Source organism: Pseudomonas sp. ADAK2 TE3594 (assembly GCF_053628675.1).
This window is the reverse complement of sequence record NZ_JBRJGV010000001.1, coordinates 1,176,563-1,203,426: the sequence shown is the minus strand read 5'-3', so window position 1 is coordinate 1,203,426 and position 26,864 is coordinate 1,176,563. Positions and strand designations below refer to the sequence as shown.

28 protein-coding genes and 2 pseudogenes are annotated in these 26,864 nt (G+C 57.4%); 17 read left to right on the top strand and 13 right to left on the bottom strand.

The annotated features are described in order from the left end of the window. The first annotated feature begins 199 nt into the window (after positions 1–199). Positions 200–478, top strand: coding sequence for a DUF3509 domain-containing protein (locus AB7M22_RS05535; RefSeq protein WP_008005638.1), 279 nt, complete (start codon positions 200–202; stop codon positions 476–478). Positions 479–751: 273 nt separating this feature from the next. Here AB7M22_RS05535 and AB7M22_RS05530 read toward each other — a convergent pair whose 3' ends face one another. From AB7M22_RS05530 to aroC, 4 genes and pseudogenes are all read right to left on the bottom strand, one after another. Then, positions 752–1,297 carry a 1,2-dihydroxy-3-keto-5-methylthiopentene dioxygenase gene (locus tag AB7M22_RS05530; RefSeq protein ID WP_454185501.1) on the bottom strand — a complete coding sequence of 182 codons (546 nt, stop codon included), beginning with the start codon at positions 1,295–1,297 and terminating at the stop codon, positions 752–754. A gap of 20 nt (positions 1,298–1,317) precedes the next feature. Then, a pseudogene (locus AB7M22_RS05525) lies at positions 1,318–1,422 on the bottom strand (hypothetical protein); the annotation flags it as partial. Positions 1,423–1,457: 35 nt separating this feature from the next. Next, entirely contained in the window at positions 1,458–2,603 is a 1,146-nt protein-coding gene (locus AB7M22_RS05520; RefSeq protein WP_454185500.1) for an MFS transporter, read from the bottom strand. Positions 2,604–2,637: 34 nt separating this feature from the next. Further along, positions 2,638–3,729 carry a chorismate synthase gene (gene aroC / locus AB7M22_RS05515; RefSeq protein WP_007898811.1) on the bottom strand — a complete coding sequence of 364 codons (1,092 nt, stop codon included), beginning with the start codon at positions 3,727–3,729 and terminating at the stop codon, positions 2,638–2,640. Positions 3,730–3,814: 85 nt separating this feature from the next. On the opposite strand from aroC, the gene AB7M22_RS05510 reads away from it, so the two are divergent. Together AB7M22_RS05510 and AB7M22_RS05505 are read left to right on the top strand one after the other, a co-directional pair. Then, a complete protein-coding gene (locus AB7M22_RS05510) occupies positions 3,815–4,825 on the top strand; it encodes an alpha/beta hydrolase (protein WP_454185499.1) in 1,011 nt (336 codons plus the stop codon). Positions 4,826–4,925: 100 nt separating this feature from the next. Further along, on the top strand, positions 4,926–5,717 hold the full coding sequence (locus AB7M22_RS05505) for a hypothetical protein (protein WP_008005643.1): 792 nt from the start codon (positions 4,926–4,928) through the stop codon (positions 5,715–5,717). 242 nt (positions 5,718–5,959) lie between these two features. Here the strand turns inward: AB7M22_RS05505 and prmB are convergent, their stop codons facing one another. Beyond that, positions 5,960–6,868 (bottom strand): 50S ribosomal protein L3 N(5)-glutamine methyltransferase, encoded by a 909-nt coding sequence (gene prmB, locus AB7M22_RS05500; protein ID WP_008005645.1) that lies wholly within the window; start codon positions 6,866–6,868, stop codon positions 5,960–5,962. Positions 6,869–7,106: 238 nt separating this feature from the next. On the opposite strand from prmB, the gene AB7M22_RS05495 reads away from it, so the two are divergent. The 14 genes and pseudogenes from AB7M22_RS05495 to AB7M22_RS05430 all read left to right on the top strand — a co-directional run bounded on the left by AB7M22_RS05495 (position 7,107) and on the right by AB7M22_RS05430 (position 19,062). Next, entirely contained in the window at positions 7,107–7,697 is a 591-nt protein-coding gene (locus tag AB7M22_RS05495) for a cysteine hydrolase family protein (protein ID WP_007898815.1), read from the top strand. A gap of 131 nt (positions 7,698–7,828) precedes the next feature. Then, a complete protein-coding gene (locus tag AB7M22_RS05490; protein ID WP_007898816.1) occupies positions 7,829–8,149 on the top strand; it encodes a hypothetical protein in 321 nt (106 codons plus the stop codon). A gap of 75 nt (positions 8,150–8,224) precedes the next feature. Further along, a complete protein-coding gene (locus AB7M22_RS05485; RefSeq protein ID WP_007898817.1) occupies positions 8,225–8,782 on the top strand; it encodes a Smr/MutS family protein in 558 nt (185 codons plus the stop codon). 786 nt (positions 8,783–9,568) lie between these two features. Next, the gene (locus AB7M22_RS05480; RefSeq protein ID WP_454185498.1) at positions 9,569–11,665 is read left to right on the top strand and encodes an autotransporter domain-containing protein; all 2,097 of its coding nucleotides are present in this window, start codon (positions 9,569–9,571) and stop codon (positions 11,663–11,665) included. Between the two features lie 768 nt (positions 11,666–12,433). Further along, entirely contained in the window at positions 12,434–13,369 is a 936-nt protein-coding gene (locus AB7M22_RS05475) for an alpha/beta fold hydrolase (RefSeq protein ID WP_454185497.1), read from the top strand. Positions 13,370–13,469: 100 nt separating this feature from the next. Beyond that, positions 13,470–15,158 (top strand): class II poly(R)-hydroxyalkanoic acid synthase, encoded by a 1,689-nt coding sequence (gene phaC, locus AB7M22_RS05470; protein ID WP_454185496.1) that lies wholly within the window; start codon positions 13,470–13,472, stop codon positions 15,156–15,158. 280 nt (positions 15,159–15,438) lie between these two features. Continuing rightward, complete coding sequence (locus AB7M22_RS05465) at positions 15,439–15,654, top strand: hypothetical protein (protein WP_454188760.1); 216 nt, start codon at positions 15,439–15,441, stop codon at positions 15,652–15,654. 3 nt (positions 15,655–15,657) lie between these two features. Continuing rightward, positions 15,658–16,227 carry a hypothetical protein gene (locus AB7M22_RS05460; protein WP_454185495.1) on the top strand — a complete coding sequence of 190 codons (570 nt, stop codon included), beginning with the start codon at positions 15,658–15,660 and terminating at the stop codon, positions 16,225–16,227. 239 nt (positions 16,228–16,466) lie between these two features. Continuing rightward, on the top strand, positions 16,467–16,892 hold the full coding sequence (locus AB7M22_RS05455; protein WP_454185494.1) for a response regulator: 426 nt from the start codon (positions 16,467–16,469) through the stop codon (positions 16,890–16,892). A 588-nt stretch (positions 16,893–17,480) separates the two neighbouring features. Continuing rightward, on the top strand, positions 17,481–17,717 hold the full coding sequence (locus AB7M22_RS05450; protein WP_454185493.1) for a hypothetical protein: 237 nt from the start codon (positions 17,481–17,483) through the stop codon (positions 17,715–17,717). A gap of 107 nt (positions 17,718–17,824) precedes the next feature. Then, a complete protein-coding gene (locus tag AB7M22_RS05445) occupies positions 17,825–18,046 on the top strand; it encodes a hypothetical protein (protein ID WP_454185492.1) in 222 nt (73 codons plus the stop codon). Positions 18,047–18,053: 7 nt separating this feature from the next. Next, a complete protein-coding gene (locus tag AB7M22_RS05440) occupies positions 18,054–18,389 on the top strand; it encodes a hypothetical protein (protein WP_454185491.1) in 336 nt (111 codons plus the stop codon). A 24-nt stretch (positions 18,390–18,413) separates the two neighbouring features. After that, positions 18,414–18,749, top strand: a pseudogene (locus AB7M22_RS05435) (SOS response-associated peptidase family protein); the annotation flags it as partial. A 79-nt stretch (positions 18,750–18,828) separates the two neighbouring features. Further along, positions 18,829–19,062: a hypothetical protein gene (locus AB7M22_RS05430; protein ID WP_454185490.1), complete on the top strand. Its 234-nt coding sequence runs from the start codon at positions 18,829–18,831 to the stop codon at positions 19,060–19,062. Positions 19,063–19,151: 89 nt separating this feature from the next. Here AB7M22_RS05430 and AB7M22_RS05425 read toward each other — a convergent pair whose 3' ends face one another. The 8 genes from AB7M22_RS05425 to AB7M22_RS05390 form a co-directional block, all read right to left on the bottom strand. After that, positions 19,152–19,958, bottom strand: a complete 807-nt coding sequence (locus tag AB7M22_RS05425; RefSeq protein ID WP_454185489.1) for a DNA adenine methylase — start codon at positions 19,956–19,958, stop codon at positions 19,152–19,154. 150 nt (positions 19,959–20,108) lie between these two features. Next, complete coding sequence (locus AB7M22_RS05420) at positions 20,109–20,642, bottom strand: lysis protein (protein ID WP_454185488.1); 534 nt, start codon at positions 20,640–20,642, stop codon at positions 20,109–20,111. Beyond that, positions 20,624–21,187, bottom strand: a complete 564-nt coding sequence (locus AB7M22_RS05415) for a glycoside hydrolase family 19 protein (protein ID WP_454185487.1) — start codon at positions 21,185–21,187, stop codon at positions 20,624–20,626. Before AB7M22_RS05415 ends, AB7M22_RS05420 begins: the two co-directional genes overlap by 19 nt. Before the next feature lie 32 nt (positions 21,188–21,219). Then, the gene (locus tag AB7M22_RS05410) at positions 21,220–22,269 is read right to left on the bottom strand and encodes a phage late control D family protein (protein WP_454185486.1); all 1,050 of its coding nucleotides are present in this window, start codon (positions 22,267–22,269) and stop codon (positions 21,220–21,222) included. A gap of 155 nt (positions 22,270–22,424) precedes the next feature. After that, positions 22,425–22,988 carry a hypothetical protein gene (locus tag AB7M22_RS05405; protein WP_454185485.1) on the bottom strand — a complete coding sequence of 188 codons (564 nt, stop codon included), beginning with the start codon at positions 22,986–22,988 and terminating at the stop codon, positions 22,425–22,427. A 292-nt stretch (positions 22,989–23,280) separates the two neighbouring features. Beyond that, positions 23,281–23,487: a tail protein X gene (locus tag AB7M22_RS05400; protein WP_454185484.1), complete on the bottom strand. Its 207-nt coding sequence runs from the start codon at positions 23,485–23,487 to the stop codon at positions 23,281–23,283. Beyond that, complete coding sequence (locus AB7M22_RS05395; protein ID WP_454185483.1) at positions 23,462–24,307, bottom strand: phage tail protein; 846 nt, start codon at positions 24,305–24,307, stop codon at positions 23,462–23,464. The genes AB7M22_RS05400 and AB7M22_RS05395 overlap by 26 nt, the downstream gene beginning before the upstream one ends. 12 nt (positions 24,308–24,319) lie before the next feature. Beyond that, a complete protein-coding gene (locus AB7M22_RS05390) occupies positions 24,320–26,815 on the bottom strand; it encodes a phage tail tape measure protein (protein WP_454185482.1) in 2,496 nt (831 codons plus the stop codon). Between the last annotated feature and the right edge of the window lie 49 nt (positions 26,816–26,864).

Sequence of the window (26,864 nt, the reverse complement as noted above, 5' to 3'; positions counted from 1 at the left end):
GATTGGTTCAATCGAATCGTGGTCGACCACGCAAAATGCAGGATGCACGATGGCCATTCATGCAGATTGCACGAATCCATAAAAACGCTTAAAAACTAACTTATTGATTTATATGAATTTTTAAAAAATAAGATGCTGGCACAATCACTGCAACTACCTCTCCATGTAGCCCTTCAAAGCACTCACGGAGCTGATAGACATGAGCCTGATCCAGGAAAAATTTTCGTCGCTATTCTCCAACTTCGAAGTGACCACCCAGCCACGGCCTGACGGCGGCATTCTGCTGACCCTGCGCAGTACGGACGGCAAAGTCTTCAAACGTTCGATTTCCTACCAGCAATTGCATGCCGGCGATCAGCTGTCGTGGGTGATCAGCGCGATTCGCCGTGACATCGCTGAACAGGCCAGCGAACTGCCACAGATCTCCATGCTGCAAAGCCAGCAACGGTTCGCCCTGCCGACTTATCACTCGGTTTAAATCCTGCGGTTGTATATAGATAAACGCAGGTTTAAATCCTGCGGTTGTATATAGATAAACGCGCTACAAACAAACAGGCCGTGAGCGCTTTCGCTTCACGGCCTGAGTTGTTTCTGGCTGCGCACAACTCCTGTAGGAGCAGAGCTTGCTCGCGAAGGCGGTGTGTCAGGCGACATTAATGTTGACTGACCCGCCGCCTTCGCGAGCAAGCTCTGCTCCTACAGGTTATGGGGGTTTGCAGGGCTGAAGGTCGAAGCAACGATTGGCATCGACTCAGTCCTCAAGCCGCGGGAAGCGCCTGGCGATGTCATCGCCGGTGAAATTGGCCACCCTGCCTTCGGGGTTGTTGAACAGGCGGATCGCGACGAAATGCGGGTGCTCGCCCATGTCGAACCAATGCGGCGTACCGGCAGGCACCGAGATCAGGTCGTTTTTCTCGCAGAGCACGGCATAGACGTAATCGCCGATGTGCAGGGAGTACAAACCACGGCCAGCGACGAAAAATCGTACTTCGTCTTCAGCGTAGCGGTGTTCATCGAGGAACTTGGCGCGCAACTCGGCTTTTTGCGGGTGATCGCTGTTCAAGCTGACGATGTCGACAGTGATGTAACCGCGCTCGGTCATCAATTTGTCGATGTGCTCCTGATACGCAGCGATCACTTCTTCCTGGCTGGCGCCGGGCTGGATTTTTGCCGCGGCTTGCCAACGGTCGAAGCGCACGCCCTGCTCGGCCAGGGTCGAGGCGATGTCCTCGAGGTGGGTCAGGACTTTGTTCGGTATTTCAGGGCTGGAGACGTGATAAACGGACAGGCTGCTCATCTGGGCAACTCCTTAACGGTTCATGCTTTATGGTTCAAGAGCGAGCGCGTCTTCAACTCGCACTCGAACAAAAATTCAAAGGTCTCGATCTGTCTCAGCGCGTCGCTCATGCGCGCGCCCCACGTCGATGATTTCCGGGCGAGATGTTCGCAGGCCAGGCTCATGGCCTGTCCTCTTGCATACGTGTAGCAATGATAACGGCAGCGGCGAAGGCTGCGAGACTGGCAATGCTAAAGGTCAATGTGGCGCCGAGGGCATTCCAGCTATAGCCGGAATACAACGCGCCCAGTGCGCCGCCGGTGCCAGCCAGCGCGGCATACAACGCCTGGCCCTGCCCTTGCTGACGCGCGCCGAAGCTACGTTGCACGAACTGGATGGCAGCCGCGTGAAAGCTGCCGAAAGTTGCGGCGTGCAGCACTTGGGCGAACAGCAATACCCAGAGGAATTCAGCAAACGAACCGAGCAACAACCAACGCAACGCCGCCAGCAGGAAACTCGCCAGCAGCACCCGGCGCACCGAGAAGCGCGCCAGAATCTTGCTCATGGCCAGGAACATTAATACTTCAGCGACCACGCCCAAGGCCCAGAGCATACCAATCAAGCCACGGGTGTAACCCAGTCGCTCAAGGTGCAGGGTCAGAAAGGTGTAATACGGCCCGTGACTCATCTGCATCAGGGCCACGCAAGCGTAGAACGCCAACACCCCGGGGTTACGCAATTGCTGGAGGAATCCCTCCCCCGCCAACCGTTCACTCTGAACCGGTTGCGCGTTGGGTACCCACAAACTGCTGACGACGATCCCGGCCATGATCAGCACCAGCGCCACCGGATAGATGTCCAGGCTAAGCCACTCGAACAACCGGCCGAGGGCGACCACGGTGATGATGAAACCGATGGAACCCCACAGGCGAATCTGACTGTAGCGAGATGTCTGCCCCTGCAAATGCGCCAGAGTGATGACTTCGAACTGCGGCAACACCGCATGCCAGAAGAACGCGTGCAAGGCCATGACCATTGCCAGCCACGCGTAGCTTTTGCTGACGAAAATCAGTGAGAAGGTCAGCAGCGTACAGACCGCGCCGAACCGCACGATGGCCAGCCGTCGCCCGGTGTAGTCACCGAGCCAGCCCCAGATGTTCGGCGCCACGCAGCGCATCAGCATCGGGATCGCCACCAGTTCGCCAATGCGCGCACTGGAAAAGCCCAGGTGATCGAAGTACAGCGCCAGGAATGGCGCTGTCGAACCGAGCAAGGCGAAATAGAACAAATAGAAACTGGAGAGCCGCCAGTACGGGAGCGCCGCCAACGTCGTCAGACCCCGGCGGCCATAAGGTCAGCCATTAAAGCTGACCCAGCACCGGAGTGCTCACACGCACGTCGGCGTTCTGCCCGCGGTGACGCAGCAAGTGATCCATCAATACGATGGCCATCATTGCTTCGGCGATCGGCGTGGCGCGGATGCCGACGCACGGGTCGTGACGGCCCTTGGTGACGACCTCCGCCGGATTACCATGGATGTCGATGGAACGGCCCGGCGTGGTGATGCTCGAGGTTGGCTTGAGTGCCAGGTGCGCCACGATCGGCTGACCGGACGAGATGCCACCGAGAATGCCGCCGGCGTTGTTGCTGAGGAAACCTTCCGGGGTCATTTCATCGCGGTGTTCGGTGCCGCGCTGGGCGATGCTGGCAAAACCGGCGCCGATTTCCACGCCTTTGACCGCGTTGATGCTCATCAGCGCATGGGCCAGTTCCGCGTCGAGGCGGTCGAAGATCGGCTCGCCGAGGCCCGGCATCACGCCTTCGGCGACCACGGTGATCTTCGCGCCGACCGAATCCTGGTCGCGACGCAACTGGTCCATATAGGCTTCCAGCTCCGGCACTTTGTCCGGATCGGGGCTGAAGAAGGCGTTCTCTTCCACCGAATCCCAGGTCTTGAACGGGATTTCAATCGGGCCGAGCTGGCTCATGTAGCCACGAATGACGATGCCTTGGGTGGCCAGGTACTTTTTCGCAATCGCCCCTGCCGCCACGCGCATGGCGGTTTCGCGGGCCGAACTGCGACCGCCACCGCGGTAATCGCGCTCGCCGTATTTGTGGTGGTAGGTGTAGTCGGCGTGGGCCGGGCGGAACAGATCCTTGATCGCCGAATAGTCCTTGGACTTCTGGTCGGTGTTGCGGATCAACAGGCCGATGGCGCAACCGGTGGTGCGGCCTTCGAACACGCCGGAGAGGATTTCGACTTCGTCGGCTTCCTGGCGCTGGGTGGTGTGGCGGCTGGTGCCGGGCTTGCGGCGATCCAGGTCGCGCTGCAGATCCTCAAGGGAAATCTCCAGGCCCGGCGGGCAGCCATCGACAATGGCGACCAACGCCGGACCATGGCTTTCGCCCGCGGTGGTGACAGTGAACAGCTTGCCGTAGGTATTGCCGGACATGCGGGACGCTCCGTGAAATCGAAACTAAAATACGTAATGCGCGCCAGTATACGCAGGCTACCCGACTAGTTCATCCTCGAACCTTATGGGTGCCTGTGAGTCCAACCGGCACCTTGTTGATGATGGCGTGATGATGCTGCGAGTTCTAGCCTTGAGCCTTACCTTGTTTACCGGCCTGCTCCCCTATGTGGCCCAGGCCACAGTCCTGCAACGTCCCATCACATTGGATACGGGCAGCGGCGAGCTTTTCGGCTCGCTGTTGCTGCCCAAGTCCGACACGCCTGTGCCGGTTGTCCTGATCATTTCCGGCTCCGGTCCTACGGATCGTGACGGAAACAACCCCGACGGCGGACGCAACGACAGCCTCAAACGGCTGGCCTGGGTGCTGGCCAAACACAACATCGCCAGCGTGCGCTACGACAAGCGCGGCGTGGCGGCGAGCCTGGCTGCGACTCCAGACGAACGTAATCTGTCGGTGGAGGCCTATGTGGCCGACGCCGAAGCCTGGGGCCAGAAGCTCAAAACCGATCCGCGTTTTGGCAAACTGATTTTGCTGGGCCACAGCGAAGGTGCGTTGATCGCCAGCCTGGCGGCGCCGAACGTCGATGCCGCAGCGGTGATTTCCATGTCCGGCAGCGCCCGGCCGATCGATCAGGTACTGCGCCAGCAGTTGAGTAATCGCCTGCCGCCTCCCTTGATGCTGCGCAGCAATGAACTGCTCGACAGCCTCAAGGCCGGCCACTCCGACGACAACGTGCCAGCGCAATTGCAGGTGATTTTCCGCCCCAGCGTGCAGCCGTATCTGATTTCGCTGTTTCGCCAGGACCCGGCAGCGGCCTTCGCCAAACTGAAAATGCCAGCGCTGATCATCCAGGGCAGCAACGACATTCAGGTCGGAGTCGGTGATGCCCAAGCGCTCAAGGCGGCCAAACCAGACGCCGAACTGGCGCTGATCGAAGGCATGAACCACGTGATGCGCATCGTGCCCAACGACGTGAAGCGGCAATTGGCCTCCTATAAAGATCCGCAATTACCGCTGGCGGCCGAACTCGGCGCGCGAATCCTCGGGTTTATTGATGGACTTCGCACCCGTTAAACGTCCCCTGGCCCTCCAGTCCTGAAAAAAACGGCCGATAAGCCTTTGTCGCCAGCGCTATGACTGGCGGCAAGCAGAGCTTGGACAGGATCTCGCCGTTATGACTGATACCCAGACTTCACCCGACACCACCGCTGAAAAAGACGCACCGCCAGCGGTCGAGCTGCCGTGGGCGGACGTCCACGTCGAGCACCACAAAATGCTCCGCCTGGCGCCGCTGCAGACCGACCGCAACACCGGTGGACGGCCGTTGCGCTTTGTCGAATTCGGTTACGCCGAACGCAATAGCAAGGAACACAGCCTGATGCGCATGGCCATCAAGCTTCCAGGCCAGCGCGTGCGCAAAGAACAGAACCATCTGGACGTGTGGGTCGATCATACCGCCAAACGCGTGCATTTCGAGCCGGAAAGCGGCTTGCAGATCGAGCCGATGAACCGCGGCATCGGGCGCTATATGGCAGCTCAGGGCATTACGTGGGCGAAGAAGAGATGGCCCGCCTACACCGTCGACGGCACTGACCTGAACAACAAGGATGCGCTGAACGAGGACACTCGCCTGCGCCGCGATCACTTTCTGCGGGTGCACGGTTTTGACGTGGTCTACGCCGACGCCCAGCATTTGAAGGGCAGCGTTAAAGAGGTGTCGGTCGGTGATTTGCTCGGAGACTGGAACAGCGAAAAGTTGCAACAGGTAGAAATCCTCGAAGCCGCGCAGATGCTCCAGCAAGCCGAGCAGAACCTGGCGGAACAGGAAGTCAAACTGAAGAAGCACGAAGAAAAAGTCAGCAAGTACAAACGCGAAGACGCCGGGCTGCGTTTTACCATTACGTGCCTGGTGGCGTTTGCGGTGTTTCAGGCGGGGTTGTTGATCTGGATTGCTACGCACCGTTGAAGGCTTGAGACCGCGGCGCGGCCATCGCGGGCAAGCCACGCTCCCACAGGTTTTGTGTCGTGCCCAAATAATGTGGCACACACAAAACCTGTAGGAGCGAGGCTTGCCCGCGAAGGCTTTCTCAGGTCAGACGCGAGAACGCCTGATGATCGCGTCCCCCACAGTTTTTTTGTGTCTACCCATCATTTGGACACGACACAAAACCTGTGGGAGCGTGGCTTGCCCGCGAAGGCTTTCTAAGGTCAGACGCGAGAAGCGAACAGCGCCTGATGATCGCGGCACTGCTCCGCTGTCAGCATGAACACTCCATGCCCACCGCGCTCGAACTCCAGCCAGGCGAAGTCGACTTCCGGGTACAGCGCCTCGACGTGAACCTGGCTGTTACCCACCTCGACAATCAACAAACCTTTCTCGGTCAGATGATCCGCCGCTTCGGCGAGCATGCGGCGCACCAGGTTCAAACCGTCGTCGCCACAGGCCAGGCCCAGCTCCGGTTCGTGTTGATACTCGTCCGGCATGTCGGCGAAATCTTCCGCATCGACGTAAGGCGGGTTCGACACGATCAGGTCGAAACGTTGACCCGGCAAACCATCAAAACCATCGCCCTGAACGGTGAACACCCGCTCATCGACACCGTGGCGCTCGATGTTCTGGTTCGCCACTTCCAGCGCTTCGAACGACAGATCGGCCAGTACCACTTCGGCGTTCTGGAACTCGTAAGCACAGGCGATGCCGATGCAACCGGAACCGGTGCACAGGTCGAGAATGCGCGCAGGTTCGGCGCCGAGCCACGGTTCGAAACGCTTTTCGATCAGCTCGCCAATTGGCGAACGCGGGATCAGCACACGTTCATCGACAATGAACGACATACCGCAGAACCAGGCTTCGCCCAGCAGGTAAGCGGTTGGAATGCGCTCTTCGATGCGGCGCTTGAGCAAGCGCTGCAAGTTGACCAATTCGTCCTCTTCCAGATTGCAGTCGAGGTAGCTATCAGCAATTTCCCACGGCAGGTGCAGCGCACCCAACACCAGTTGACGGGCTTCGTCCCAGGCGTTGTCGGTCCCATGGCCGAAAAACAGATCCTCCCCATGGAAGCGGCTGACGGCCCAACGGATATGGTCACGCAGGGTACGAAGTCGGGAAGTGATCACGGGGCAAACTCCAGAAAAAACGACTGACGATTCTAACAGCCAAAAGGCGCCGCGACGACGCAGGAAAAACACCGGATCCGATGTAGGAGTCTTCTATTTTTTCAGCAAGCTATTGAACAGAACGGGTATCTTGACAAGGCTGCGACCCAACAACGGCGGTGCCTACGATGGTAGCGATTCACAGAAGCGCTCAGCCAGAGGACAATGTCGCAAAAGCCCCACCCGAAGGAGCCCCAGAATGTCCGTTCCAAAAACGATGTTTCAACTCAGCGGCCGCGGTTATGCAGCGGCCAATCTGGGTCATGCGACCCTTGTCATCATCGATGCCCAGAAAGAATACCTCAGCGGCCCCTTGGCACTGAGCGGCATGGATGCTGCCGTCGCGAACATCAAGCAACTGGTGGCCGCTGCCCGTGCAGCCGGTCGGCCGATCGTGCACGTGCGCCACCTCGGCACCGTCGGTGGGCTGTTCGACCCGCAAGGCGAACGCGGTGAGTTCATCCCGGGCCTGGAGCCACAGGGCGATGAAACCATCATCGGCAAATTGCTGCCGAGTGCGTTTCATGGCACCGAACTGCTGGAACGCCTGCAGAATCTCGGCTCGCTGGACCTTATCGTCTGCGGCTTCATGAGCCATTCCAGCGTCAGCACTACCGTGCGCGCCGCGAAGAACCTGGGCTTTCGTTGCACATTGGTTGAAGACGCCTGCGCGACTCGCGACCTGCCCTACAAGGGTGGCGTCCTGAGCGCCGAGCACGTTCAGCACACCGAAATGGCGATCATGGCGGACAACTTCGCCACCCTCGCCCTGACTCGCGAACTGATCTGATCGACCTTCGATGAGCGGTCCATGCCGCCGCTCATCCGCAAAAGCCTCTCATTTGCTGTAATTGCCCTAGCCTCAGGAACATCCCGGTCAACTCCCGGTCGAAGGGCCGATACCCATTGAGGAAGGTCGGAATGAAGTTATCCGATGGTTTTGATGCACGCCGCTTGCGGCCCAAAGGCCAAAGCAACTGGCGTTTTCGCTTCGGCGCAGCCATTGCCGCTCTGCTGGCGATGTGCGGCGTGCTGCTGGTGATGGCCGGTGCCGCCAGCCTGCTCGGCCAAGCGCCCGCTCTGGGCGAGTTGAATACCAACCGGGTCGGGTCGGCAGTGATTTTGGCGATTGGCCTGTTCGTGCTGTACATCGGCGTGTGGCTGTGGCGCCGCTGCCGTCGTCGCTCGCGTCAATCGCAAGAGCTGAACATGTCCCCGCATTTGATGAAAAAACACGACTGAGCCGAACGCCACGCGTTTTGTCGCGCCCCATTCGCTTCGACTTGGGTAAACTGGCCGCCCTTCGCGGAGGCTGACATGCAAGACGACGATTTTTCCCTGTTCAAAAGCGCGATCCAAGGCGTCAAGCCGATCAAGCACGATCGCGCCGAAACCGGCAAACCCAAGGCCGACCGCGCGCAAATCGCCAAGCTGCGCCAAGCCGCCACCGTGCGCACCGATGCCACCACCGTTGATGGGCTGTCCGATCAGTTCGTCATTGATGTCGGCCCCGAAGATGAGCTGATGTGGGCCCGCGACGGCGTCCAGGAAAGCCAGATGCGCAAGCTCAAGATCGGACAGATTCCGTTCGAAGGCAGCCTCGATCTGCATGGCATGAACGTGGAAAAGGCCCGTGAAACCTTATGGGCCTTTCTGGCCGAAGCGACCAAATTCGAAATCCGCTGCGTACGCGTCACCCACGGCAAAGCGGTGCGCCTGGACGGCAAGCGGCCGATGATCAAGAGTCACGTCAACACGTGGCTACGTCAGCATTCACAGGTGCTCGGCTTCACCTCGTGCCAACCGAAACACGGCGGCGCCGGAGCGGTTTATGTGATGCTCAAACGCACCATGATGGAAGGTCGCGACGAGTGATGCCGTCGCTTCACGCTTGCAGCGCCGTGTCCGTCACCGTACCCTTGCCCTTTGCGTAAAATCCCACAGGTAGTTTCATGTCCCTGGAACAGAATTACACCGACATGTTCAAGGGTGTTCATTAAGTCGTCAGAGTCAATGAAATCAGGGATCTAACACCCAGGCCAACTCAGAATTTCCTGCCAAAACGCAGTCATTGGTACAAAAATTGGTACGGGATTCCCTCCCCTCGCAATACATAAAAAGCCCCGCTCCGGCTGTAACCGTGCGGGGCTTTTTTACAACTAGAGCTGATGCTCTTAACGCTGGCTGAAAGGCAGCTATCGGCTAAAACGCTTAAGAAAACCGACAAGGAGCCATGAGGATAAAAAATGGATTTCATCTTTGATATATTAATCAACCTGTTGGCTCAAAGTTTCCGGAGCCTTGCTAACTGTTAAATGTGTTTTATCTTCCATAAATCAGTCACTTACTTAATTTAACTTTTTTCAGGTTTTTGGTTAGTCCATGACGGTCACGGCTAACAAAATAGATTCCTGGGTCTCATAAAAGCGTCCGAACGTTTGTCACAAGCTTTGGATGCCATTCGGTTTTGGCTAGAAGCGTTGAGGACGGCAAACCCGTCTCATCGTTGACCGCATCTTTGACGACCTAGCCTCTTATAATTAAAAATCAATATTTTCGCCTCCTACTGCGATTAATATTAATTATTTATTTTATTGCGAATTATATTAAATAAGCCTAAGTTTCAGTGTCAGTTACGACATTTAATGCAAAAGGATCGGCATGAACGTCAACTTAATTTCTGTAGCAGTAGCGACCGCCATCGTGGCTTGGGCGCCGATCAGTTTGGCTCGCGAGGCCGTTGCGCTTCCAGGCGTAGTCGGGGCTGAGGGTGAGTTAAATGGTGTCGACACCACGGGTGGTGCCACGCTGACCATTACCGATGGCCAGAATATAAATACCAATAATGACCTCGGCGGTGCTTTCACCACTGCCTCCAATAATACTGGCAATCTTTTATTTCTTGGTGACTCGACCGTAACCGGGGATACCGGCCAGCCAGGCGTTCTTTTTCTCAATATCAGTGCCGGTGCTACCGGCAATACGGTTAACTTTAATGGCGATGTATTCGCTACCACGACCCAGATTAGCGGGGAAGGAACTATAAACTTCAATGGTGACGTCATATCGGCACCTGTATTCGTTGGCGATGGTTTTCTCAATCTCGGGGCAGGTCAACTGCTGACGGGAGCCGTCACGACCAATACTGCAAATACCGGCACTTTGACCCTGAATAGCGGCAGCCATATAACGGGGGCTATTGGCGGTGCAAGCGGACTGAAGCAAATCAATGTGTTGGGTGGTAATGCGTCCATTACCGGGGCCGTACAAGCTCAAGGATTCAGTCTCGGCGCGAATACCCTGGCTATCACTGGGGCGTTGACTACTAACGCCAATGGCACGATTGCAACCTCCCTAGCCGGTAATACCGTATACGGTAATATCCAGCCCTCCGGTGCTTCGAATATCAATGCGGCCGGCATTACGGTGATTCCAACTGTAACGGGCGTGCTGACTGCCGGAACGACCTTTACGATTGTCGGTGGCCTGGCGGGCACCAACGGGGCTACCGTAACCGTCCTCAATACCAACCCGCTTTACACCTTCTCCAGTGTGCCGACCACTACTGGCGATGTTCTCATCACCGTTGAATCGGTCTCCTTGGGCGTACCTGTTGCCGATGTGGTTGCGGGGGCACTACTGGGTTCAGCTGCTCCAGTGGGTTCCGATTTGCAAGCCATTCAGGGCGCTGTGCTGGCTCTACCCAATGCAGCGGCCGTCACCGATGCCTTGGCTCAGTTGGCCTCGAGCACCACTAACCTGGCTGCACCCTGGGTTGCAGGACAGGCAACGCGCCTGATGGAGGACATGTTGCAAGCACGTGTGGAGGAGATCCAGAACATGTGTTGCGACACCAGCTGCGGAGCCGAGAAACTCCAACAAGACGCGCGTAAATGTAAAGGCTACGAGCAGCCGAGCAATTGGTGGGTTAAGACCTTTGGTAATGCAGGCAGCCAGGGCGATGTTGATAACAGTTACGGCTATGACACTAAAACCTACGGGTTGGTATTGGCCTATGACCGGCCGGTGAGCGAGAACACTCGAGTTGGTCTCAGCGCTGGTTATGCGAATAGCACAATTGACGGAAACAACTCCTCTGGTGAGACCACAATCGATTCTTACCAGGTGACCAGCTATGTCAATTACACGCCGGGCCCTTGGTATGTGCAGGGGGCTTTGACTGCCGGTATCGATCGTTATGAAGGGGAACGCCAGATCACCTTTCCAGGCGTAAATCGCGTTGCTAAATCTGATTACGATGGGCAGCAATACACTGCTATGGTCTCGACCGGGAAGCATTTCTATTTTGACCAAGAGGTCACCCTTACCCCTTTCGCTTCATTGCAGACGTCGCTTATCAAAATTGACGATTATAAAGAAAAGGATGCCGGGGACTTGGGTCACCGAGTGGATGATCAGGATTACAACCTGACTCAATCAGGCGTGGGGGTTAAGCTCGAGCGCGTTGTTCGATCCGGCTCCAGTACCTATTCCCCTGAAGTTCATGTCAAGTGGATGCATGATTTCAGCGATACCACCACTGAGCAGACTGCAGTTTTCCTCGGTGGCGGCTCGGAGTTTAACGTGGAAGGCATAGAGCAGGATCGGGATTTATACAACGTCGGCGCAGGCATTACCTTCCTATCCTGCAATTGCGATACCGGCTCGTGGACGGTCAAGGGGCAATATGACTATAAGTGGAATGAAAGCGACTACTCGTCAAACCAACTGTCACTTATAGCAAGTCTTAAATTCTAACAAGCTATTAGTTGGCGATGGTTCATGATTGTTCTGCGCGACAGTGCCGCGTATTTCATCGCGAACAGTAAAAAATGAAAGTTGGGTGCGGCGGAAATAGACATAGATACCGCCCGATGCCGCTGCAGCCCTTCTTGAGGAGCTGCAACCGACCAGAAGCTCCCCTCGATGTTGCTCCAAAACCAAAGGGCTGAGGTGATGACCGCTATGGGTTGTGGATTCAACCGATCATTGGCGTGATTTTCGAGTAAAGCGTAGATAGGGATTCGAACCCCTTCAAGCTTTCCCGAGGACCGTTATAGACCGTCAAACACGGTATTTTTGCATTCTGCCTTTGGCGTATTGCGGTCTATGGCGGTCCTGAATCTGCCCTAATTTTGCTCTAAAACATTCCCAGTTAGCAGAGCTGACCGGCTTGCGATGGCCACCGGCAAAGATTGGTTCAGCAGCCCTCCAACATCCCAGCCAACCGGCTAATCCGCTGCGACTTTTTCACTTTTGTAGCAATTTCTAAGCAAGCTGCAATTACTGCCTATCGGCGGTTGTAACGTCTTGGCGATCACCGAGCCTTCGGGCAGTCCATCTTCACGGGCATAGCTCACAGCCCGTCGGAATAGTTTGTTTGCGCGCTTGCATGTGGAAGATCACCTGCTTAACTCTGAACCTCTGGTCAGTCAGCGACCAATTGGTCTGCTATTCGCAATATGGTCTACGGGCAGTCGCTCAACCCTCTGCACGTAGTCCAATTTGCTCAAGGAAGAGAATGACATGACGCTGAAAACTGCGATCGTCGAGATCGGTAAGAAGTACAAGGTTTATACCGAGCATTATCTCAACGCCGCCGCCGACAAGACCATCATTCTGGTCAACGGCTCGCTGGCAACGACTGCATCCTTTGCCCAAACGGTGCGCTACCTGCGGCCACGCTTCAACGTAGTCCTCTACGATCAGCCCTACGCCGGTCAATCGAAACAACACAACCAACATGACCAGCCGATCCGCAAGGAAGACGAAGCCGCAATCCTGCTGGGGTTGATCGAGCACTTTCGCGCGCAACATGTGCTGTCCTTTTCCTGGGGCGGGGCGGCGACTTTGCTGGCGCTGGCCCAGCACCCACGACGAATCGAAAAAGCGGTGATCAGTTCATTCGCGGCGCGAATCAATACGCCGATGCGCGACTATCTGGAGAGTGGCCGGCACTTCCTCCAGGCCTGTGATCGGCGCAATGTGGGGCGCTTGATCAACAGCACGATCGGCAAGCACCTGCCGTCGCTGTTCAAGCGTTTCAACGAACGCCATGTCAGCAGCCTTGACGAACACGAATACCGCCAGATGCATTTTCACGTCAACGAAGTGCTGACTCAGGACACTTATTGCTACGTCTCCTGTGCCGATGCCATCGAAGTTCCGCTGCTGTTTATCAACGGCGAACGGGACGAGTACACCTCGGTGGAAGACGCCCGTCTGTTCGCGGCTCATAGCCGTCAGGCGCAGTTTCAGACCATCAAGAACGCCGGGCACTTCCTCGATATGGAACACCCGACGGCCTGGCATGACACCCAGCAGGCCTTGCTGGGCTTTTTGCAGCCGGCCTCCAGCCTTGTCAAACCGAAGAGCCCGCCACTGTTGGGCAGCCCGCACCGCTGCACAACCAGTGATCGTATCTTCAGTCACAGTGCGGCGCATAACCACTTGCCTCGCTAGGACGTGGCTCTGGATTGAATCTTCGCGCGGCAGTTTGGCGCATGTTGGTACAAATCCTTTCTGTTTGGCTCGATAACGATACGACGATGGAGTTCGGTCCATGCGAAAAAAAACAACAGCGACGAGCGGCTTGCCCGGATCCGCGTCCCTTGTTAAAGCAGAGCGAAGCGCAATACTCGGTCTACATGGTCGAAGTCTGCTCCCTACATTGCGCACTCTGGCGCTGCAAGGAATCAAGCAGCCTATCCACAGCGCCCGCCATACTCTAGCTCTTGGTGGCCTACTGGGCCGCGTGCTGCTCGGTAATACATCGCATCCCTCCCCCATCCAGGATGCGCGCTTCCAGGACCCATCCTGGCGCTTCAACCCCTTCTACCGCCGCAGACTGCAAGCCTATCTGGCCTGGAAAAAGCAACTGAACGCTTGGATTGACGAGAGCAATCTGGCAGCCGACGACCAAGCCCGCGCACGCTTTATATTGGCTCAACTTGGCGATGCGCTGTCGCCGTCCAACAGCCCACTCAATCCGCTGGCGGTCAAAGAGCTGTTTAACACCGGCGGCGCCAGCCTGGTCAAAGGGATTGGTCATCTGCTCGACGACCTGCGGCACAATGGCGGCATGCCCAGCCAAGTCAGCAAGCAGGCCTTTGAAGTCGGCCAGAATATCGCGATCACCCCTGGCGCCGTGGTGTTCCGCAACGAGCTGCTAGAGCTAATCCAGTACCGGCCGATGAGCGAAAAACAATACGCCCGTCCACTGCTGATCGTGCCGCCGCAGATCAACAAGTACTACATCTTTGACCTCAGCGTGGAGAAGAGCTTCGTTCAGTACGCACTGAAGAACGGCTTACAGGTGTTCATTGTCAGCTGGCGCAACCCCGACGCTCGCCATCGCGAGTGGGGTCTATCGCGTTATGTAGAAGCCATCGAAGAAGCCCTCGATGTTACCCGCGCCATCAGCGGCAGCAAAAAGGCCCATCTGATGGGCGCCTGCGCGGGCGGCCTAAGCATTGCCGCCCTGCAAGGCTACCTGCAAGCCAAACGACAGCTGCACAAAGTCGCAAGCGCAACCTATCTGGTCAGCCTGCTAGACAGTCAGATTGACAGCTCAGCCATGTTATTTGTCAATGAGCAAACCCTGGAAGCCGCCAAGCGCCGCTCCGATCAGCAAGGCGTGCTGGATGGCCGCGACTTGGCCAAGGTCTTCGCCTGGATGCGCCCGAATGACCTGATCTGGAACTATTGGATCAATAACTACCTACTCGGCAAGCAACCCCCTGCCTTCGACATCCTTTACTGGAACAACGACAGCACTCGCCTACCGGCCGCCCTACATGGTGATCTGCTGGACTTCGTCAAACTCAATCCGCTCATACATCCTGACGGCTTGGAGGTCTGCGGCATGCCGATTGACCTGCAGAAAGTCACCGTCGACAGTTTCAGCATTGCCGGTATCAACGACCACATCACACCTTGGGACGCGGTATACCGCTCGACCCTGCTGCTCGGTGGCGAACGGCGCTTCCTGCTATCCAACAGCGGGCATATCCAGAGCATCCTCAATCCGCCAGGTAATCTCAAAGCTAGCTATCTGGAGAACGACAAACTGCCATCCGACCCGCGTGCCTGGTATTCCGATACGCAGAAGCACGATGGCAGCTGGTGGCCAGGTTGGCTGGGCTGGATTCAGGCGCGTTCTGGTGCGCAACGCGAAATTCAGCTGGGGCTGGGAAATCAGAATCACCCACCGATGGAAGCCGCTCCCGGTACCTACGTGCATGCGCGTTAAAACCTGACCTGAACATTGAAAAGACCGGCCGGGAATTTCTCGGCCACCGTCGCCTATCGGTGACCAGCCGAAAAAGCCGGGATGAAAACCCGCGATCACATCCTCAAATGCAATGCTCACAGCCAAACGTCGACCCTATTGCGGCTTATTGGATCTCTCCATCGCCGCTAATCCGATGCGACTTCTTCGCGCCGTAGCAATTTCTAAGCAAGCTGCAATTACTACCGCACAGGGACACTGCCAGTACTATGCTTGGGTTTTCTCGAAAGGAATCGACACCATGCCAAGCGATTATTCACTGTCGGATTTGCTTGAAAGGCTATACGAAAACCAGGAGGCCCTAGAGGCGGCCATTATGGAATTGACTCTACTGGTTGAGGAGCAAGGTGCACCGGTAGTGGGTGGAAATATCCGTGGAGCCCTAGAGACGATGAGAGAGAACGCCGGCTATATCAAACAAGGCTTGGCTCGTCTAAAAAAACGGGACATTGATTAACTCATGTCTAACTTCGCATTCCATATCGGAATATCTTTATTGGCTGGCATGGTGGGCGGCTGCATTTTTTTTATCATTATAATTTTATGCCTAAGCCGAATTGAACCGAAATTAATAATATCGAAATACATAGCAAAATCAGTCCATCAAGGCGTGACGCGCTACGACTTCAAAATTATAAACTGCTCCTCGCTACGAGCCGCAATCAACATGAGAGCCGAGCTTGTTTTAATTGAAAACAACGAGAGCAAGAACGGGAAGTATTCCATACCCCTAAACGGAATAGACATACATAATGGCGACAACTTAAGCTTGAATAGGTACAACAAGCATGACAAAAAGTCTGGATACACAGAAATAGTTTCAACCCACCTCAACCTGGACGAACTATTAGCAACTGGAAAACAAAACCTTCGATTAAAGATAATTGCTACCGATGCCTTCAGTGGTGTGACAAAAGTTTTTGAGCAGTCTTTTCCCGATAAATCACTAATCAAATTAGGACTCCACGGAGTTGGTGAATCAGTGAATGTCTCGCCGCAACCGGATTCGTCAATCAAATCTGTTACCTAGACCTTGGTGCGCGGCAATTTTACTGTGCAGGCTCGATCGTCTACCTGCTCTCCCGGTTGCCACGTATCGATGACACGTCCTACGCGGGCGGCAGGGCATTCGCCCCCCTGTTTGACGATGTCAGCGAGGGATAGGCACTTTTGACGCTCTCCCGGAATTCCCCAGTAGCGCCAAAAAAGGTGCCTACACTGAGGGTTCCACTCTTGTTGCATCGGACTGGGCCTCTGAGGAGCCGACGAGTGAATCGATATTGGAAACGACTGCTGCCTGTCTCAGGCATAGTCATCGTTGTGGAAGGCGACCCAACAATGCGTGCGTTGATGATGGAAATTTTGTCTGATATCGGCCTTCCCCTCTTGGGTTTCGAAAGCGCCGATGATGCATTCACTCACCTATCAGAGATGCAGGGAGAATGCCCGCTCGTGATTGCAGATCAAGGGTTACCTGGACAATTGCAAGGTACTGAATTCATTGAAAAGGTGAAAAGCCAATGGCCTTCTATTGCCGCGATTCTGACATCTGGCTATGACGAGGAGGCCCATACAGTACCCCCTTCCGCGATCTATCTGCGTAAGCCTTGGTCTTTGGATGAGCTGGTGGCCGCGGTAGCTACCTTGCTTCAACCGGGAACTCCGATTCATAAACGGTGGATCTATACTTATTAACCCCGCTTCCGATTGTGGGCGCTGCCATGGCTGAAAAATACTTCATTGTCATGCTATTGGCGCTGGGCGTGGTATGGATTGCGGTTGTTTGGTGGATCGTGGCTCCGTATATGGGAGGCACCTTCCTGTGACAGGATGTGAAATGACACCAGTGGCCTGAAAGGACTACCACCCCAGCCTTTTGCAGCTTCGGTGGAAATTGAATTACCAGCCAAATATGCGTCTGGCTAGAGCTTCTCAGAATTCGAAAAGTCGCCGAACCTCCGATTTTCCAAGTCGTTGGCCTTATAGACCGGGGCTTCCAGAATGTCCGCAGCCCCCGCGCCTTTGAGCGTTCTGTAACCCTTCTTCATTTCTTTGCAAAGCCTTGCACACTGTGGAATTCCACTTATCCAACAGAGTTCTCGGCAGGCCTGGATCCGCCCCCCGATTACACCACCACGATCCTTTGCACAAAAAACGGAAGCAAGATCCGTAGGCGGGAGGGAGACACGTACTTTTCGTCGTGTTTATTTTTTCAGCGGGGGAATAATTGGATGGAGCTGCTATGGTTTTCTATGTCAGACAGCGAGCCAAAGGAACATCGCGATGAGCGAGAACGGTATGCTAAAAATTAGCTACAAGAAGCTCGGTTATCCGCTGGAGTTGTTTATCGCTGCTCCGTTGCATGCGAGAGCAGATGAGTACGCTGCGCTATTCAATATTCTTAGACAGTATGAAAGCCGGAAGGACGTTGACATTGACTTGACTGCAATCGGGGCAGAGCAGCTGCGCCCGCAGGTGGCAGCGTTAGGCATAACCGAGGTCACCTGGGAATTCGTATAGAAGAACGGGCCCTTGTTCGGAGGGCCTGGCGCATGAATGCCATGCTGCAAGCCATTGGTGATATCAGACAGTGAGTCAACGGGGGCACAAGGATGAACGAGAACGGGATGTTAAAAATCATCTTCAAGAAGCGCGGCAATCCGGTACGGATGTATATAGCCACTCCCTTTAAGGCGAGAGCAGATGAGTTCACTGTGTTGTTCCAGATTCTAAAGCGCTTTGAAATCCGGAAAGGCATTAACATTGAGTTCAATGCATCTGAGGCAAAGCAGTTGCGTCCGCGAGTGGCAGCGCTAGGTATAACGGACGTTATGTGGGAGTTCGTGTAGGAGTGGGATGAATGAAGCCCTACCCTGCGCACGCATCGAAGGCCTTACGCTGACCCAGCCCGATGGTCGACAGTTCGATCTCATCGAGACGGGTCGGATGATTCTCGGGGTCATCCACAAGCCAATTGAAGACCCCGATATTTATCGTGCCCTGGTCGACGTGGCGCAGGTCGCGGGGGAAGGTCGCGACATGAACGCTTACGAAAAGATGCGGCCGTTTATTGATTTGGCCAGGTTCTGTACCTGCCCGACTTGTCTCGACCGCTTTGACCGAAGAGAAGATTGCCCCGCCTGTTCCGGACAAGGTTTCGTCATCAAGACGCCTGGTTCTGATCTACGCTGAAAAAACAACCGGAGGCCTCCAATTATGTGCGGACGTCTTTCTCAGTATCGTGGCATTCATGACTTTGTCGCGGCGCTCAGCATTCCAAACGCATTGATCAACTATGCAGGTGAGCAGCCTTTCCAGCTCTACAACGCCGCGCCACCCGCTCAGCTCGCCCTCTTCCACCAGGAAGGTCAGTTTCTGCGGGCCGACATGGTGCGCTGGGGATGGCGGCCGAACTGGGCAATGGATCGTGCCGCGTCGATCAAGGCCCGGGTAGACAGAATTGCCCATAATCCATTCTTCAGAGCGATATGGCCGCACCGGGCGATCATCGCGATCGACAACTGGTTTGAATGGGTGGATGAAGGTGGCCCATCCGCAATCAGCAAAGCAGCGTGATCAACCCTATGAGTGACCCATTTGTCTGAATTCCTGCTGACGAGAGGCCCTATCCATGAACCAGACAGAACAAACCTACCAGCAGCTGCAGGCGCGTATTGACGAACTGGAGGCGCAGTATCAGGCGCTGCAGGACAGCTACGATGATGAAATTCTGTTGTGCGTGAGCGTACTGCACACCTTGGTTAATGATGACTATGAATCATTGGTGAAGCGAGCTGATTGCTCTGCGGAACGCAAGGCTGATGCGCTGCAGTTTATCGCAGATGTGCGCAACGGCTATTGCTGAGCGATTCACAGCAACCCGCGATAAAGACCCCGCGCCACTAGCCGACGCACCCAGCAACGCTCCGCTCCAAACCAAATCAGATCTGATTGTTAGCCAACACCATCAAATAGCCCTCCCAGCGCCGCTGGCTCCCAGTTCATGATCACCAACTCACCGCTCAGCTCGGCCTTCCCCTGCCGCTGATTGCTGTTGCAGTAACGAATGTCCAGCGTCTCGAAGTGGAACCCCTGGAACACCTGGCGGATGTCAGGATGGTCGTTGATGCTGACCATCACCTTGCCTTTACAGCGGCGCATGAAGTCGGCCATCCGCTCATAGTTCTCGAACGGAAAGTCCACGCCATACCCGGCGGTCTGCCAGTACGGTGGATCCATGTAGTGGAAGGTATGGGCACGGTCATAGCGTTCGGCGCATTCAAGCCAGGGGAGGTTTTCAACATAGGTGCCGGACAGGCGCTGCCAGGCGGCCGAGAGGTTTTCCTCGATCCGCAGCAGGTTGATGGCCGGGCCGGTGGTGGCGGTACCGAACGTCTGCCCGGTGACCTTGCCGGCGAAGGCATGGTGCTGCAGGTAGAAAAATCGGGCGGCGCGCTGAATATCGGTGAGGGTTTCGGGGCGGGTCATCTTCTGCCACTCGAACACCTGCCGCGAGCTGAGCGCCCATTTGAACTGGCGCACGAATTCTTCGAGGTGGTTCTGCACGACGCGGTAAAGCGTGACCAGGTCGCCGTTGATGTCGTTGAGGACTTCGACCGGTGATGGCTGAGGCTTCATGAAGTACAGCGCGGCACCGCCGGCAAAGACTTCTACATAGCATTCGTGTGGCGGAAAAAGCGGAATGAGGCGGTCGGCCAGGCGGCGTTTGCCGCCCATCCAAGGGATGATGGGTGTAGACATTAAGAGCAAGACCTTTACTGTATGGATAAACAGGTGCTAGGCTCGCCGCGCTTTGTGCACGGGGCAAGAGCCTTGGCTGGACTTGCAGGGACCATCTGCAGGGACGGCGACCGGGTTGGATGTTGACGCATCCACTCCGGTCGCTCTTTTTCACTTCAGTGTTGAGACTTCTTCGGCATAGGCCTGACAGGCCGCCAACGCGATCAATCCTTGGTCGCCGGCATCGGTGATGCCGATAATTCGTTGAGCATGCGCTGGCTCAAGTTGGGCTCTTGTGGCGCCATGAACCACGCTGCCGGTGGCGGTGGTAGCTGACACTGAGTCGATGCCGGTGGCATCGAGTAGGACTGACAGGCGCAGATCAGCAGTGGCAAGGCGGTCACGCAGGCGACCTTGATCACGTTGGGCATCGCTCAGGACTCGGTAATAGGTTTGTTCACTGGCGGAGAGCTGCTGCTCGAGGGCCAGACGTTTGTCCTGCTCGGCGCGTTGCTGCGCGGCCGAGGCCAGGGTCAGTTGATTGAGGGTCTCGGTGTGCAGCCGGGCCTGTTGCTCCAGCTGTCGGCCGTAGCGCCAGTCCTGCACTTGCCAGGTAATTGCAGCGGAACCGCTAGCCAGAGTGACCAGCAGCACGCCCTTGGCCAGCAGCCGATACGGCGCAGGGATCAAGTCGAAGAGACGCATAGCATCGCCCTCGCCCGCTCCCATAACTGCAGCCGATCTGCCAGGCCGTTGAGGCCGCCATTGATCTTGCGGGTAATCGCCTCGAACTCATCTCGATCTGCCAGGGCATTCAGCTCGCGCACCCACCAGAACCACGCGGCCGACTCGGCAGCCCATTGCGGCAGCTCGAGCAGCTCAGGGGTGCGCAGCAAGCGTTCATCGCCGAACAGCGCCAGGCTGCAGCGTAGGTAGTTGTTGCGGCCGGTAATCTGGATCAGGCCGCGACCGCGATAGCGCTGACCGTCACCGTCCACTTCTGGGGTATTGCCCAGCTTCGCCGCGAGGGTGCCAGTGTCGTACTTGCTCAGGTACTGGTCGCCGCCCAGTTCGCGGACGTACTGCAGCTGGCCGGACTCATGCCCGACTTGAGCCAGGAAAGCCGCCTGGCGCTTCGGCGTGTTGATCTGCCGATGGACCATGGCGGTGCTTAGAGCGGATACAAAAACGCCCGCTTGGCGGCGGGCGTTGGGCATGATGCGTTGTAGCTGTGGCTCTGTCAGTGACATAGCGGGTCTCCATGAGGTTGGGGGATGCGGCGCTACTGCTTGAGCTGAACGACTTTCAGATCCTTCGCCGACTTTTTCTTTTTGCCTTTGGCTTTCGCCTTGCCTTGCTTGCCACCGTTGCACTCAACGGTCGTGCTCCAGCCAGACTGGGTGTAAACCTGTTCCACCGCGTCCACCAGGTACTCGCCATCGAAACCGACCTTGAAGCCTTGGGCATCGATCGTTCGCTCGGCAAACAGATCGGTGCGCCCGGGCATTTCCAGACGAACCTCCGCCGTCGACCGGTTGAAGGCCGCCAGTCGAGCCTTGGCGGCTTGTTCGGCCGCCGACTTGTTGGGGTAGATGTGACGGTCGGTGTGCACCGGCGGCAGTCCGTCGGGCGAGTCGTCATTGTCCAGAGTGACGACGGCGAGCTTTCCGTTTTTCTTGTCTTGGTGCTTGGTCGAAACCGCCTTGTGGCTGTTGCGATCACCCAGTCGGAACCGAAAGCGGCTGACGTCACGACGATGAAGCACGACCACGCCAAAGGCCTTGCCCGAGGCGCTCTGCCCTGCCTGCCGAGGCATCACCAGCAATTTGCCGTCGGCCACCTTGGCCGTGCAGTCGTACTGCTTGGCCAGGCGAGTCATGAAGTTGAAATCCGACTCGTTGAGCTGATCGGCCCGGAGCACCTTAGTCTGTACCGGGCACACCGGCTGCCAACCATTACGCGCGGCCACATCGGCGACAATCCGTGACAAGGGCACGTCTTCCCAACTGCCGCTACGCGTGGTCTTGCCACTGCCACGCATGTCACTGGCCTTGCCGGTGATCACCAGGGTGTCTGGCGGCCCGGAAAAATCCACATCATCGACAACGTAGCGCCCGATGCGGGTCAAGGAGGTTCCGGCGTAACCCAAGTAGATCTCGATACCAGCCCCGCGCGGCGGCAGGGCCACGGCGCCGTCACGGTCATCGATGCGCAGCTCGAACTCGTCGGACTCCATGCCCGTCTTGTCAGTGGTTTTAAGTTGCAGCAGCCGATCATTGATCAGCGCCGTAATGTCAGCGCCGTCGGCGACGACGCGAAAGGCTGGGGTCATTTGTTTTGTCCAAAAGAAAGCCCACACAGGGCGGGCAAAAAAAAGGTTCTTCACGGACTATCGGGAAAGAACCAAAAAAAAGCCCTAGCGTTGGAGGCTAGGGCTTTCTTACCCGGCGTCGGGCTGATTACTCCTGGTCGACTACATCACGTAGATCACGCCAGCTGGAAATAGCCGATCCCACTGCCGGAGAACTCCCCGCCAACCCTCCCGCCATATTGCGATGGATGGACCAGTACGGCCAGCAGGCGCTGCCCTTCATAAAGCTGCAGGGTGAGCGAACCTGGACTAATCGACAATTGCAGCAACAACGAGATGCCGATGAGGTTCTCAGCATCAGGCACCTTGCCTTGCAGGTAGAAACCGGAAAGGTTGATATCGGTCCCTGTACCTGTCGCCTGGCCGATGAACCGCACTGCGGGTCCTTGCTGGGGAGCATTTGGTCCGATCTTGGCGGGTGACGCACTGATCTGGATGGTTTCGGGATGAGGAATACCAAGGTCACCGGAACCCTCGAAGTTGAAGTAGCCACAAATGTTCTGCGGCTCCCCGCATCCACACAATGATTGCGGGTCCACGTTCTGATGGAGGACCTCTTCTAGCGCCGGCTTCGCATTGGAAAGCTCTCGCAGGCGTTTGATTTGTGCATCAAAGGCAGCCTGTGATTGCTGGTTAAGGGCATCGACCTGCTCAGGTTTTATGTCTTGAAGAGACGTCATATCGAAAATCCTTTTAGTTTTTTGCAAAAAGACCTGGAGACATTGCGCCTCACTCGACCAGCGCACCGTCCAGGAGCACACCACGAATCCTTCGGCTCGCGGCCATCTCTTAAAACACAATCTGAAAACGCTCGCAACTACTTCTAGGGCGGCACACATGCCCTGGAAAGCATGTCAGGCTTTATGGTCGGTACAAGAGTCGCGGGCCGGTGGTTGCTTGACGATCAAGAACGACTTTCCCCGGCAACCCGTAAAGAATCAATGTCATTAGGGCGATGCGTGGACGTGAACATCAGCCCCACAACATCACCACCTCATCGGTGGGAGCCGGCAGATCCGGCAGCACGATGACGATGCCAGCACGGTACGGCTGCGGTTCATCGGCCAGCCCCTGATTGGCATCCAGTACCGCCTCGATGGTGCCGCCGAGGTGGCCGTAGGCGTGGTAGCACAGGGTATCGAGCAGATCCCCGTTAGATGTTCTGCAGGTCGTCGCCATAGCGCGCAAACTCCAAGGTGAACGCCTGCTTGCGCGGGATTCCGCCCTGCAGCAGTGCGCTCTGTTCTTCTTCGACGTTCTTCAGGCACCAGGTGCCCAGCACGTCGCCATAACCGGTGGTCAGAGTCAGGGGTTTCAACTGCGCACCGAGGCTGCGCAAGGTGTCCAGTTGTTTGAGCCCGCCCTTGAAGCCCGGAAAGATCGCGCCCTTGAGGGTGATCTTCTCTTCGCCCATGCCGACCGCTTGCTGTGCCGGTCGCCGGCTCAGGCGCTCCTGGGACGCCCAACGAAACTCCGTCGAACGCCGCAGTTCGTCGAAGGCGGCGGTGTCCAGGTTGAAGTAGTACGGCTGTGCCTTCGGGTCCTGCGGCTGGATGATCAGCAGGTGCGGAAACGGCGTGACCGCCTCCGGCAACGGGGTGGCATCGCCGGCCAGCGAGCCCGTGGGCACGATGTTGGCCAGCGAGGGGCTGACCTTGCCGGCAATCTTGTTGATCGCGGTGGACGCCCGGGCGGCCTGCTCTTTCAGCTGCCCCATGCGCTCATCGATCTGCGACACGGCCCGCGTGGCCTTGTTGTACGTGGCCACCACCTGCCCCACTTTGGCCTGGGCGGCATTCACGCCGCGCATGACCCGTTGCAGTTTCTGACTGACCGCCGGACCCACGATTGGCAAGCCTTCCAGCTCCGAAGCCGCGCCGCTGATTTCACTGATCGCGCCGTTGACCGGCCCAATCATGCCGTCCAGGCTGCGGCGCCCGGTCTCCCCCGCCGCCGCCAGATTTTTCAGGCCCGCCTGCAGCTGCTCCATGTAGGCCATAGGCCCTCCTCGTTAGACATGCGGCTCGTCGTACAGCTTGCGGTTCTGCAGCTGCTGCGTGGCATCGCGCATTTGTTGTTCAATGAATGGCCGCAGCTCGCGCGCCAATTGCGCCGGATCTTTCACGTCGCCTTGCACTGTGATGCTCAGCGGGGCCTGGATCTCGACCCGCTGTTCGATCTTCGGCGGTTCACTCTTCGCCGCAACCGGCACCGGGGCCAACAGCGCCGACACGCTGGGTGCCGCCGGAGCGGTCAGGGATCGCGTCACGTCGCCCAATGAAGCGCCGTCGGCATCCCGCTCCGGCAACAGGCTCTGCCCGGCCGAGGATTTCGATGCCACCGGCGCACCGGGACTGCGTGGGCCACTGGCAGCCGCCGGCGCAAACGAGCGGGCAATGTTGCCCATCACCGGCGGCAGGTTCTGCCCGGCGTTGGCCATCATCAGCGGCCCGGCAGCCGGCAAGGTTTTCTGCGATTCTTCGGTGCCAAATAGTGATTTGCCCAGGGAACCGCCGAGGGCATCACCGCCCATATAACCGAGATAACCGCCGATCAGTCCGCCTACGATGTTGCCAATGATCGGTACCGCCGTGCCGATGGCGGCACCGGCGGCTGCACCGGCCAACGTGCCGGCCAATCCACCGGCGGCTTGTCCGTAGCCCTCGGCCTTTTCGTCCTGAGTCTCCGCGTTTTGGTAGGTGTCCCACGCCTTGTAACCGGCATCGGCCACCGCAAGCACGGCCGGGCCTTTCATGCCGCTGAGGACTTTGGCCCCGCGCCCGCCGCGTGCACCAGCCTTGCCCGAACGCTCCGACTTACCTGCGCTGTCCATCCCGCCATCCAGTCCGCCGGCACCGGCTGGCAAATTGGTGACGATCACCTTCTGCGGAATGTTCGGGTTGCCCAGCAGGGTGCCGCGCCCAAGGTTCATCAGGCCCTTGCCCATCTTGAAGGCACTGACGGCTGTCTTCAGGGCCATCAGTCCGGCCACGGCCGTACCAATGCCGGTGACCAGCTGTGGGGTTTCGTCGGAGAGCGCTGTGAGACGTCGGGCGACGCTGGTGATGCCGTCGGCCACAGCATCGGTGACCGGTCGTATTGCGTCACCGATGCTGCGCATGCCGTCGTCCATGCTCTGGGCCATCTCGGCCCATTTTTGCGAGGACGTCTGCCGGCGCTCGGCCAGGTTCTTGTCGAGGATGCCGGTGGCGTCCGCCGAGTCCTTTTTCAGCTGGTTGTACAGATCCTTGTTCTGCATGTACGCGGTCAAGGCCGCCTTGACCTGCATATCGGCAAACAGGTCACCGGTGCGCAGGGCCTCCTCGAGCGCAATGATCATGCCTTTGGCCTTTTCCGGATCGGTCTCCTGGCTGATTTTGGCCGTGGCCTCGGCCATCGCCTTGGCCTTCTTCGGGTCGGTCGCGGCGATGTACTTCTGAGCGAGGGCAAAACTCGACTCCAGCGTCGACATGCCGTTCTGCAGGCCGGTGGTCATCGACGCCTGGTAGTCGATGCCGGCCTTCTTGTACGCCTCCACCGTGTCGCCCGAACCGATCTTGCCCATCCAGTTCTTCAGGTTGTTGGCCGCCTCATCGGCGCCGCCGGCGGTCTTCATTTGCACCTGCAGCATCGACCCCAGCTGGGTCACCGCGTCCATGCCGTAGATCTTCAGGTTGCCCATGTTGGCCAGCAATTCAGGAAACCAGCGGGCCATGTCTGCCGATTCGAAACTGCCTGCCTGGCCCTGAAAGGCGATCGCCTCCAGCGCCTTCTGCATCATCGCCGGGTCGGTGATCTTGGCGTTCTGCCCCAGGGCGTTGATCATCTTCGCGGTTTCGGTGCCGTCCGCCCCCTGGCCGACGACGAACTTAGCCGCCTTCGGCGCGTACTCCAGGGCCTTGCTCAGATCCATGCCGGCACCGACCAGGGCGTTGACCACCTCGGCCACCTGGTTGCGAGCCATGCCCGTGTCCTGCGACGTGGTGATGATCGTGCGGGACATGTTCTGCTCTTGCTTGGTGTTGGCAATGCCGGCCTTGATCGAGATGTCGCGGATGATCGCGCTGAAGTCCGCGCTGACCTTGGTCGGAATGGCCACCGCCGCCGTCAGCGCTCCGGCCTGACCGATACTACTCTTGAGACCGGACCGCCCTTCCTCCAGCTGGCGGTGCCCCAGCGCCTTTAATTCGGCCCCGGCCGCCACCCGGCCCATCGCGGCGTAAGCCTTGTTGAGCCGACCGACCTCGATGCCCTGTTTCTTCAGCAGCTCGAGGTTGGATTCCAGCTTGGTCAGCAGCTTGCCCGCGCCTTCGGCACCGGCCATGTGCGCCTTGCGCCACTCCTCGCGCAGGCGGATCGTGTCGCCGATGGTGTTCTGCAACACCCGGGCTTTACTGCCCACCGTGTCCAGGTGTTTGATCTTGCTTTCGACGTCCTTGAACGCTTTGCCCACCGTCGAATCGACGGCGCCGCCAATGACAAAGCCGAGCGCCATTTTGTTCGCCATGTGCGCACCCTCTGCGTCGGAGAAATGGAAGGTGGCTCAATCCGTGAGC

What these genes read in the sequence shown, in the direction of transcription:
- AB7M22_RS05405 (WP_454185485.1), bottom strand. Translation starts at nt 22,988, where the DNA reads ATGACGTCTCTTCAAGACATAAAACCTGAGCAGGTCGATGCCCTTAAC.
- AB7M22_RS05465 (WP_454188760.1), top strand. Translation starts at nt 15,439, where the DNA reads ATGCCAAGCGATTATTCACTGTCGGATTTGCTTGAAAGGCTATACGAA.
- AB7M22_RS05535 (WP_008005638.1), top strand. Translation starts at nt 200, where the DNA reads ATGAGCCTGATCCAGGAAAAATTTTCGTCGCTATTCTCCAACTTCGAA.
- AB7M22_RS05510 (WP_454185499.1), top strand. Translation starts at nt 3,815, where the DNA reads ATGGGTGCCTGTGAGTCCAACCGGCACCTTGTTGATGATGGCGTGATG.
- AB7M22_RS05400 (WP_454185484.1), bottom strand. Translation starts at nt 23,487, where the DNA reads ATGGCGACGACCTGCAGAACATCTAACGGGGATCTGCTCGATACCCTG.
- aroC (WP_007898811.1), bottom strand. Translation starts at nt 3,729, where the DNA reads ATGTCCGGCAATACCTACGGCAAGCTGTTCACTGTCACCACCGCGGGC.
- AB7M22_RS05430 (WP_454185490.1), top strand. Translation starts at nt 18,829, where the DNA reads ATGAACCAGACAGAACAAACCTACCAGCAGCTGCAGGCGCGTATTGAC.
- AB7M22_RS05395 (WP_454185483.1), bottom strand. Translation starts at nt 24,307, where the DNA reads ATGGCCTACATGGAGCAGCTGCAGGCGGGCCTGAAAAATCTGGCGGCG.
- phaC (WP_454185496.1), top strand. Translation starts at nt 13,470, where the DNA reads ATGCGAAAAAAAACAACAGCGACGAGCGGCTTGCCCGGATCCGCGTCC.
- AB7M22_RS05460 (WP_454185495.1), top strand. Translation starts at nt 15,658, where the DNA reads ATGTCTAACTTCGCATTCCATATCGGAATATCTTTATTGGCTGGCATG.
- AB7M22_RS05445 (WP_454185492.1), top strand. Translation starts at nt 17,825, where the DNA reads ATGTTAAAAATCATCTTCAAGAAGCGCGGCAATCCGGTACGGATGTAT.
- AB7M22_RS05495 (WP_007898815.1), top strand. Translation starts at nt 7,107, where the DNA reads ATGTCCGTTCCAAAAACGATGTTTCAACTCAGCGGCCGCGGTTATGCA.
- AB7M22_RS05450 (WP_454185493.1), top strand. Translation starts at nt 17,481, where the DNA reads ATGAGCGAGAACGGTATGCTAAAAATTAGCTACAAGAAGCTCGGTTAT.
- AB7M22_RS05420 (WP_454185488.1), bottom strand. Translation starts at nt 20,642, where the DNA reads ATGCGTCTCTTCGACTTGATCCCTGCGCCGTATCGGCTGCTGGCCAAG.
- AB7M22_RS05415 (WP_454185487.1), bottom strand. Translation starts at nt 21,187, where the DNA reads ATGTCACTGACAGAGCCACAGCTACAACGCATCATGCCCAACGCCCGC.
- AB7M22_RS05425 (WP_454185489.1), bottom strand. Translation starts at nt 19,958, where the DNA reads ATGTCTACACCCATCATCCCTTGGATGGGCGGCAAACGCCGCCTGGCC.
- AB7M22_RS05410 (WP_454185486.1), bottom strand. Translation starts at nt 22,269, where the DNA reads ATGACCCCAGCCTTTCGCGTCGTCGCCGACGGCGCTGACATTACGGCG.
- AB7M22_RS05490 (WP_007898816.1), top strand. Translation starts at nt 7,829, where the DNA reads ATGAAGTTATCCGATGGTTTTGATGCACGCCGCTTGCGGCCCAAAGGC.
- AB7M22_RS05505 (WP_008005643.1), top strand. Translation starts at nt 4,926, where the DNA reads ATGACTGATACCCAGACTTCACCCGACACCACCGCTGAAAAAGACGCA.
- AB7M22_RS05485 (WP_007898817.1), top strand. Translation starts at nt 8,225, where the DNA reads ATGCAAGACGACGATTTTTCCCTGTTCAAAAGCGCGATCCAAGGCGTC.
- AB7M22_RS05530 (WP_454185501.1), bottom strand. Translation starts at nt 1,297, where the DNA reads ATGAGCAGCCTGTCCGTTTATCACGTCTCCAGCCCTGAAATACCGAAC.
- AB7M22_RS05475 (WP_454185497.1), top strand. Translation starts at nt 12,434, where the DNA reads ATGACGCTGAAAACTGCGATCGTCGAGATCGGTAAGAAGTACAAGGTT.
- AB7M22_RS05480 (WP_454185498.1), top strand. Translation starts at nt 9,569, where the DNA reads ATGAACGTCAACTTAATTTCTGTAGCAGTAGCGACCGCCATCGTGGCT.
- AB7M22_RS05390 (WP_454185482.1), bottom strand. Translation starts at nt 26,815, where the DNA reads ATGGCGAACAAAATGGCGCTCGGCTTTGTCATTGGCGGCGCCGTCGAT.
- AB7M22_RS05440 (WP_454185491.1), top strand. Translation starts at nt 18,054, where the DNA reads ATGAATGAAGCCCTACCCTGCGCACGCATCGAAGGCCTTACGCTGACC.